8 protein-coding genes are annotated in these 7,632 nt (G+C 74.3%); 2 read left to right on the forward strand and 6 right to left on the reverse strand.

The window, feature by feature from the left end:
• Positions 1 to 842 (forward strand): glycosyltransferase family 2 protein (locus tag AC2W7G_RS05625; RefSeq protein WP_485867571.1); only part of this gene is annotated, 842 nt, incomplete at its 5' end.
• Between the two features lie 4 nt (positions 843 to 846).
• Here the strand turns inward: AC2W7G_RS05625 and AC2W7G_RS05630 are convergent.
• From AC2W7G_RS05630 to AC2W7G_RS05640, 3 genes are read right to left on the reverse strand one after another with little or no spacing between them, the layout of a single operon-like run.
• A complete protein-coding gene (locus AC2W7G_RS05630) occupies positions 847 to 1,833 on the reverse strand; it encodes a glycosyltransferase family 2 protein (protein WP_485867572.1) in 987 nt (328 codons plus the stop codon).
• Between the two features lie 58 nt (positions 1,834 to 1,891).
• The gene (ispD, locus tag AC2W7G_RS05635; RefSeq protein WP_485867573.1) at positions 1,892 to 2,620 is read right to left on the reverse strand and encodes a 2-C-methyl-D-erythritol 4-phosphate cytidylyltransferase; all 729 of its coding nucleotides are present in this window, start codon (positions 2,618 to 2,620) and stop codon (positions 1,892 to 1,894) included.
• Entirely contained in the window at positions 2,617 to 3,438 is an 822-nt protein-coding gene (locus tag AC2W7G_RS05640; RefSeq protein ID WP_485867574.1) for a siderophore-interacting protein, read from the reverse strand. The genes ispD and AC2W7G_RS05640 overlap by 4 nt, the downstream gene beginning before the upstream one ends.
• Positions 3,439 to 3,643: 205 nt before the next feature.
• Between AC2W7G_RS05640 and AC2W7G_RS05645 the strand changes: the two genes are divergently transcribed.
• Complete coding sequence (locus AC2W7G_RS05645; protein ID WP_485867575.1) at positions 3,644 to 5,593, forward strand: M13 family metallopeptidase; 1,950 nt, start codon at positions 3,644 to 3,646, stop codon at positions 5,591 to 5,593.
• Positions 5,594 to 5,652: 59 nt separating this feature from the next.
• On the opposite strand, the gene AC2W7G_RS05650 is transcribed toward AC2W7G_RS05645, so the two are convergent.
• From AC2W7G_RS05650 to AC2W7G_RS05660, 3 genes are all read right to left on the reverse strand, one after another.
• Positions 5,653 to 5,955: a lytic murein transglycosylase gene (locus AC2W7G_RS05650; RefSeq protein ID WP_485867576.1), complete on the reverse strand. Its 303-nt coding sequence runs from the start codon at positions 5,953 to 5,955 to the stop codon at positions 5,653 to 5,655.
• Between the two features lie 411 nt (positions 5,956 to 6,366).
• Positions 6,367 to 7,131 (reverse strand): phosphate ABC transporter ATP-binding protein, encoded by a 765-nt coding sequence (locus AC2W7G_RS05655; RefSeq protein WP_485867578.1) that lies wholly within the window; start codon positions 7,129 to 7,131, stop codon positions 6,367 to 6,369.
• Between the two features lie 186 nt (positions 7,132 to 7,317).
• Positions 7,318 to 7,632: Ig-like domain-containing protein (locus AC2W7G_RS05660; RefSeq protein WP_485867577.1), on the reverse strand; the 315-nt coding region annotated here is incomplete at its 5' end.

The following is a 7,632-nucleotide window of genomic DNA, read 5'->3' on the forward strand; positions in this document are numbered from 1 at the left end:
TGGCGCGCGCGCGCGCGGCATCCTCGTCACCGGCGACGTGCCCGGAGCCGTCGTCCCGGTCGAGCCGGCCGGTGCGCCGCCCGGGCGACCTCGCCCACGACGTGCGCAGCGTCGCCCAGCGGCGGGCGGCCCTGGCCACCGGGCTGCGGCCCGGCGCCACGGTCTCGGCCGTGCTGGTCACCCGCCGTCCGGCGCTCGTGCCGCGCATCCTGGCCATGCTCGACGCCCAGCGGTACCCGGCGCTGGAGGTGGTGCTCGTCGTCCACGGCGACGAGCCGCTCGAGCTGCCGTCCGGCCTCTCGGTCCCGGTGCAGCTGCTGCACGCGCCCGGCGACCGCTCGCTCGGTCACGCGCTGGAGCTCGGCTGCGCCGCGGCGTCCGGGACGCTGCTGACGAAGGTCGACGACGACGACTTCTACGGGCCCGACCACGTGCTGGACCTGGTGCTGGCGCACCGCTTCTCCGGCGCGCTCATGGTCGGCAAGAGCACGACCGTCGTCCACGTCGAGCAGCTGGACGTCACCGTCCGCCGGGTCTTCGGCGTCCCCGAGGGGTTCACCCACCGCGTCGCGGGCGGCACGATGCTGCTGTCGGCCGAGGACCTGCGGGCGGTCGGCGGCTGGTCGGACGTGCCGCGCGCCGTCGACACCCGGCTGCTGGAGTCGGTCGCCGCCGCCGGCGGGACGGTGTACCGCCCGCACGACGTCGGCTACCTGTACGTGCGCCACCGTCCCGCTCCGGGGCTGGAGCACACCTGGAGCACCGACCCGCGGCACTTCCTGCGCAACACGCGCGAGCAGTGGCCCGGCCTGCTGCGCCACCCCGCCTTCGGGACGGCCTAGCGGCTCACTCGGTGCCGCGGCTGAGCAGGAAGCCCGTGCCCCAGCTCATGTGCATCGTGGCCATCGCGGCCGGCACGGTGAGCCGTGCACGCAGGCCGAGCCCGCGGCCGGCGGCCAGCCCCCCGACGGTGACGACGAGGCCGTAGCCCACGACGGGCAGCAGGCCGAGCCAAGCGTCCAGCCGGCCACGAGCCGACGAGCGCGGCGACCGCTCCCCGGCCAGCAGCAGCAGGCCGGCAGCGACGCCGAGCACGGCGACCGGGGCGGCCAGGTAGCGCAGCGAGACCGTGCTGGGGTTGGCCCGGACGAGCTTGCGCCGCCACGTGCCGTAGTCGAAGTACTGGCGGGCGAGCCGGCGCAGCGTCGGGCGCGGCCGGTACTCCACGCGCATGGCCGGTGTGAACCAGATCGTGCCGCCGGCCTCGCGCAGCCGCAGGTTCAGCTCCCAGTCCTGCGCGCGCAGGTAGCGCTCGTCGTAGCGGCCCACCGCGTCCAGCGCCTCGCGCCGGAACGCGCCCAGGTAGACCGACAGGGCCGGGCCCTCGCCACCGCCGACGTGGAACGACTCGCCGCCCACCCCGATGGGGGACGTCATCGCCGCGGCGATGGCCTGCTCGGTCGGGGTGGTGCCGACCGCCGCCATGACGCCGCCGACGTTGACCGCGCCGGTGCGCTCGAGCGTCTGGACGGCCGTCGCGACGTAGTCGTGCGGCACGACCGCGTGGCCGTCGACGCGCACCAGCACGTCGTGCCGCGTGGCGGCCAGCGCGGCGTTGAGGCCCGCGGCGGTGAGGCCGGTCGGGTTGTCGACGACGGTGACGCGTCCGGGGTGGCGGACGGCGAGGTCGTCGAGCAGCTCGCGGGTGCGGTCGCGGGACGGGCCGCAGGCGACGACGACCTCGAGCGGGCCGGCGTGGTCCTGCGCGAGCACCGCCTCGACGGTCTCGACGATGTGCAGCTCCTCGTCGCGCACCGCCATGAACACGCTCACGCCCGGTGCCTGGTCGCCCACTGTCTCCCCGTCCTCGTCCCGATGTCCGGGCGTCAACCTACCGGCTGACGTCCCGGGTCCCGAACTCGTGGGCGTCGCGAGCGAGCAGGTGCTCGGCGACGACGACGTCGAGCGGGCCGGTCACCTTGAGGTTGCGCTCGTCGCCGGGGACGACCGCGACCGGCACGCCGGGCAGGTAGCGGACGACCACGCTCGCGTCGTCGGTGGCGGTGAACCCGGGGTCGGCCGTCGCCAGCGCGTAGGCGCGGCGCAGGGTGGCGAGCCGGAAGCCCTGCGGCGTCTGCACCCGGCGCAGCGCCTCGCGCTCGTGCAGGCCGGCGACGACGTCGTGGTCGACCGTGACGACCGTGTCGACGAGGGGCAGCACCGGCTCGACCGCCTCGTGGTCGCGCAGCGCCTCGACGCAGGCGGTGACGACGTGCTCGGGCAGCAGCGGACGGGCGGCGTCGTGGACCAGGACGTCGACGTCCTCGTCGCCCAGCACCGCGAGCGCGGCGAGCGTGCTGGCCGTGCGCGTCGCCCCGCCCTCGACCACGTCGCGGACGGTGGCGAAGCCGTGCTCGCGGACGACCTCGTGCGCCGCGTCCAGGTGGCCCGGCGCCATGACGACGAGCACCTCGTCGACCAGCGGCGAGCGCTCGAACGCCGCGATCGCGTGGCCGAGGATCGTGGTGCCGCCCAGGCGCAGCAGCTGCTTGGGCCGGTCGCTGCCCACGCGGGTGCCCAGGCCCCCGGCGAGCACGACCGCCACGACGCGGCGGGTCATGCGTCGCGCTCGGGTCGGATGACGGCGTCCTTCTGCGCGTGCTTCCACGCGCGGAAGCCCTCCTCGGTGACGCCGCGGCGCCAGTAGGCCGAGACCGACAGGTCGCGCCGGTCCACCCGCTCGCGGACGTACGGCCGCACCGTCTTGAGCAGGGCGGACTCGCCGTGGACGAAGGCCTGCACGCGTCCCTCGGGCCACTCCCAGGCGCGCACGGCGTCGTCGAGCAGCGTCGTCGTGCCGGGCTCGGCGTCGCCGCGGTGCAGCCAGTGCACCTCGACGTCGGCCTTGGTGGCGAGGACGACCTCGTCGTCGGGGCCGCCGACCTCGGCGAAGACGACCGCGCGGGCGGCCGGCGGGGCAGGGGCCTCGAGCGACACGGCGATGGCGGGCAGCGCCGACTCGTCGCCGACGAGCAGGTGGACGTCGGCCTCCGGGTCGGGCGTGTAGCCGCCGCCCGGGCCGAGGGCGTGGATGCGCGCCCCCGGCTGCACGCGGGCGGCCCACGGACCGGCCACCCCCTCGTCGCCGTGCACGACGAACTCGATGACCAGCTCGCCGGCGTCCAGGTCGACGTGGCGCACCGTGTACGTGCGCAGGACGGGCTGGTGCTCGGCCGGGAACGTCGTGCGCACCAGGTCCAGGTCGAACGGCTGGGGGTACTGGACGCCGTCGGCCAGGAACAGCAGCTTCACGTAGCTGTCGGCGCACGGGCTGGGCTGGAAGGCGGCCAGGCCCGGGCCGCCGAGCACGACGCGCTGCAGGTGGGCGGAGACGCGCTCGGTGCGCAGCACCTCCAGGGACGTCACGGACTTGGCCATGGCGCCACCTTAGCCAGGCCTAACCCAGCGTCCCGAGCCCCGCCAGGCGCCGTCGGGCCCGGCTCCCGCGCGATGTGTGAAGGAATCGACCTGGATCCGCCCGCCGGCGGTCGATTCCTTCACACATCGCGGCAGCGCGGGGCTCGGGAGGGGGTCGCGTCGCGGACGTCCGGCCGGGCTGGCCCGTCCTGACTAGTCTGGGCGTGTGACCCACGGCATCGACGTCGACCAGCTCGACCCCTCCATCCGCCCGCAGGACGACCTCTTCCGCCACGTCAACGGACGCTGGCTGCGCGAGACCCAGATCCCCGCCGACCGGGCCACGGCCGGGGCGTTCATGGACCTGCGCGACGCGGCCGAGCTCAAGACGCGCGAGATCATCGAGAAGGCGCAGGCCTCCCCCGCGGACGACGAGGAGCGCAAGATCGGCGACCTCTACGCGTCCTTCATGGACGTCGACCGCGTCGAGGCGCTCGGCGGCACCCCGCTGCAGCCCGACCTCGCCGCGGTCGACGCGATCGACTCCGTGGCGTCGTTCGCCCGCACCCTCGGCAGCCTCGAGCGCTCCGGCGTCGGCACGGTCGTGGGCATGTACGTCGCGCCCGACAAGGGCGCGCCCGACACCTACGTGTCCTACCTCGTCCAGACCGGCCTGGGCCTGCCCGACGAGTCGTACTACCGCGGCGACGAGAACGCCGACCTGCGCGACGCCTACGTCGTGCACGTCACCCGCATGCTCGAGCTCGCCGGCCTCGACGACGCCGCCTCGCGCGCCGAGCGCGTCATGGCGCTGGAGACCGCGATCGCCGAGCGGCACTGGGACCGCGTCGCCACGCGGGACGCGCAGAAGACCTACAACCCTATGTCGTACGACGAGCTCAAGGCGCTGCTGCCCGCGCTCGACTGGGACGCCTGGGCCGAGGCGGCGCAGATCCCGGCGTCCGCGCTCGCCAAGGTCGTCGTCTCCCAGCCCAGCTACTACGAGGGCCTGGCCGACCTGCTCGTCGAGGACCGCCTGCCGCAGTGGAGGGACTGGCTGCGCTGGAACGTCGTCCACGCCGCCGCGCCGTACCTGTCCGAGGCGTTCGTGCTGGAGAACTTCGACTTCTACGGCCGGACGCTGTCGGGCACCGACGAGCTGCGCGAGCGCTGGAAGCGCGGCGTCGGCTTCGTCGAGGGCGCGATGGGCGAGGCGGTCGGCAAGATCTACGTCCGCACCGAGTACCCGGACGTGGCCCGCGAGCGCATGGGCGTCCTCATCGAGAACCTCCTGGCCGCCTACCGCGAGAGCATCACCGGCCTGGCCTGGATGAGCGACGCGACCAAGGCCGAGGCGCTGGAGAAGCTGAGCCGGTTCGACCCCAAGATCGGGCACCCGCGGACGTTCCGCGACTACTCCGCCCTCGAGACCGATCCCACCGACCTGCTCGGCAACCGGGCCCGCGTCATGGCCGTGGAGATCGACCGCGAGCTGGCGAAGGTGGGCGGCCCGATCGACCGCGACGAGTGGTACATGACGCCGCAGACGGTCAACGCCTACTACAACCCGACGATGAACGAGATCGTCTTCCCGGCCGCCATCCTGCAGCCGCCGTTCTTCGACGCCGAGGCCGACGACGCGGTCAACTACGGCGCGATCGGCGCGGTCATCGGCCACGAGATCGGTCACGGCTTCGACGACCAGGGCTCTCAGTACGACGGCACCGGCGCCCTGCGCAACTGGTGGACCGACGACGACCGGGCCGCGTTCGAGAAGCTGACCGGCTCGCTCGTGGCCCAGTACGACCCGCTGAGCCCCGAGGGCGCGGCCGGCGCGACCGTCAACGGCTCGCTGACCATCGGCGAGAACATCGGCGACCTCGGCGGCCTGGGCATCGCGCTCAAGGCGTACCTGCTCGCCCGCGGCGACGAGGTGCCCGAGCCGATCGACGGCTACACCGACCTGCAGCGCTTCTTCCTGTCCTGGGCCACGGCCTGGCAGGGCAAGACGCGTCCGGCCGAGACGCTGCGCCGGCTCACCGTCGACCCGCACTCGCCGCCGGAGTTCCGCTGCAACCAGGTCGTGCGCAACATCGACGCCTTCTACGAGGCGTTCGACGTGAAGCCCGGCGACGCGCTGTGGCTCGACGAGAGCGAGCGCGTCACCATCTGGTGACCGCCTGACGACCGAAGGGGCCCCGCCACCCGGCGGGCCCCTTCGTCGTCACCGTCGCGTCAGTCGTACGAGACGGCGGCGGCGTGCACCGCGCGGACGTACGCGTCGGCGTGGTTGTAGCTGAAGATCGCGGCGGTCCAGCCGCCCGTCGTCGACAGGTCGCGGCCGTCGTGGCACAGGTAGCGGGCCGCGGCGAGCGCCGCGTCGTCCAGGTCGTGGGGGTCGGCGACGCCGTCGCCGTCGGCGTCGACCTCCCAGGCCGCCCAGGTGGACGGGATGAACTGCAGCGGACCGACGGCGTGGTCCCACGTCGGGTCGCCGTGCCAGGCGACGGACGCGCTCGTGGCGGCGATCGTGGCCACGCCCTCGCCGCCGTCCAGGGCCGGCCCGACCGATCGGCTCGAGCGGACGTCCGTCGTCGCCCAGCGCCCCGCGTCCGTGACCGGACTCCACCTGCCCGATGCCGGCCAGCGTCGTCCACCCCAGACGGCACTGCGGATGCTCCACGGCCGTGCGCAGGGTCGCGTCCGCGTAGGCCTGCACGGCGCGCGCCGGGACGCCGGTGCGGGCCGCCGTCGCGGCCACCCAGGCCGGGTCCGCTCCCCCGCCGGACGCGCTCGTCCCGGCCGGCTCCTGGACGCTGGCCGCGACCGGGGCGACGACGACCGGGTCCGCCGTCATCGACCGGTCCGCGGGGGCACCGGGCACCAGGGACGCGCCGAGAGCGCCGACCGCGACCGCGGCCAGCGCCCCGACGAGGAGCGTCGTCCGGCTCACCCGAAGCGGCCGTTGACGTAGTCGTGCGTGCGCTGGTCCTGCGGGTGGTTGAACATCACGCCGGTCTCGCCGTGCTCGACGATGACGCCGGGCGTGCCCTGGGCGGCGAGGAAGAAGGCGCACTGGTCCGAGACGCGGGCGGCCTGCTGCATGTTGTGGGTGACGATCACGATCGTCACCTCCTGGGCGAGCTCGACCATCGTCTCCTCGATGACCCGGGTGGACGTGGGGTCCAGCGCCGAGCACGGCTCGTCCATGAGCAGCACCTTGGGCTTGATCGCCAGCGAGCGGGCGATGCACAGCCGCTGCTGCTGGCCGCCGGACAGGCCGCCGCCGGGGGCGTCGAGGCGGTCCTTGACCTCGTTCCACAGGCCGCCGCGGCGCAGGCAGGACTCGACGAGCTCGTCCTTCTCCGAGCGACTCGCCCGCGTGCCCGTCAGCTTGAGTCCCGCGAGCACGTTGTCGCGGATCGACATCGCCGGGAACGGGTTCGGCTTCTGGAACACCATGCCGATGTCGCGGCGCACGTCCATGAGCTTGCGCTGCGGCTCGTAGACGTCGCGACCGTCGAGCAGCACCTGGCCGCCGAGCTGGGCGCTGGGCACGAGCTCGTGCATCCGGTTGAGGATGCGCAGGAACGTCGACTTGCCGCAGCCGGACGGCCCGATGAGCGCGGTGATGCCGCCGGCCGGCATGTGCAGCGAGACCCGGTCCAGCACCTTGCGGCTGCCGAACCAGGCCGAGACGTCGCGGGCGTCCAGCGAGGACGCGCGCGAGCCCGCGGCCGGACCGGACGCGGGGCGCGGCCGTCACGGCCGGCAGGACGGTGGTGTCGTCACGCACGACCGGGACGACCGTCGTGATCTCGTCGGTGCTCATCGAGGAGCCTCTCTGTGCGGTGGCCGGGCCGGCGCCGTGGGGCGCCGACCCGGCCGGGTGGACGTCGCTCAGCGGACGCTGAGGCGCAGCGTCCGGGACTTCGCGGCCGCCACGTTGCGGTCGCCGGAGTAGACGACGGTCAGCGTGTGGCGGCCCTTCTTCAGCTTCGCCAGCGCGACGGTGGCCTTGCCGCCCCGGACGACGGCGGTGCCGACCGTCTTCGAGCCGCGCTTGACGGTCACCTTGCCGGTGACCTTGGTGCCCTCGACCGCGCCACGGGCCGTGACGGTGACCGTCACCGAGCCGCGCTTGCTGGCCTTGACCCGCGTGGCCTTCAGGCGGGCCGACACGGCGCCGCCGGCCCTGGCGACGACGACGGTGCC

Source organism: Aeromicrobium sp. PFPM2_SD2, from assembly GCF_057364525.1.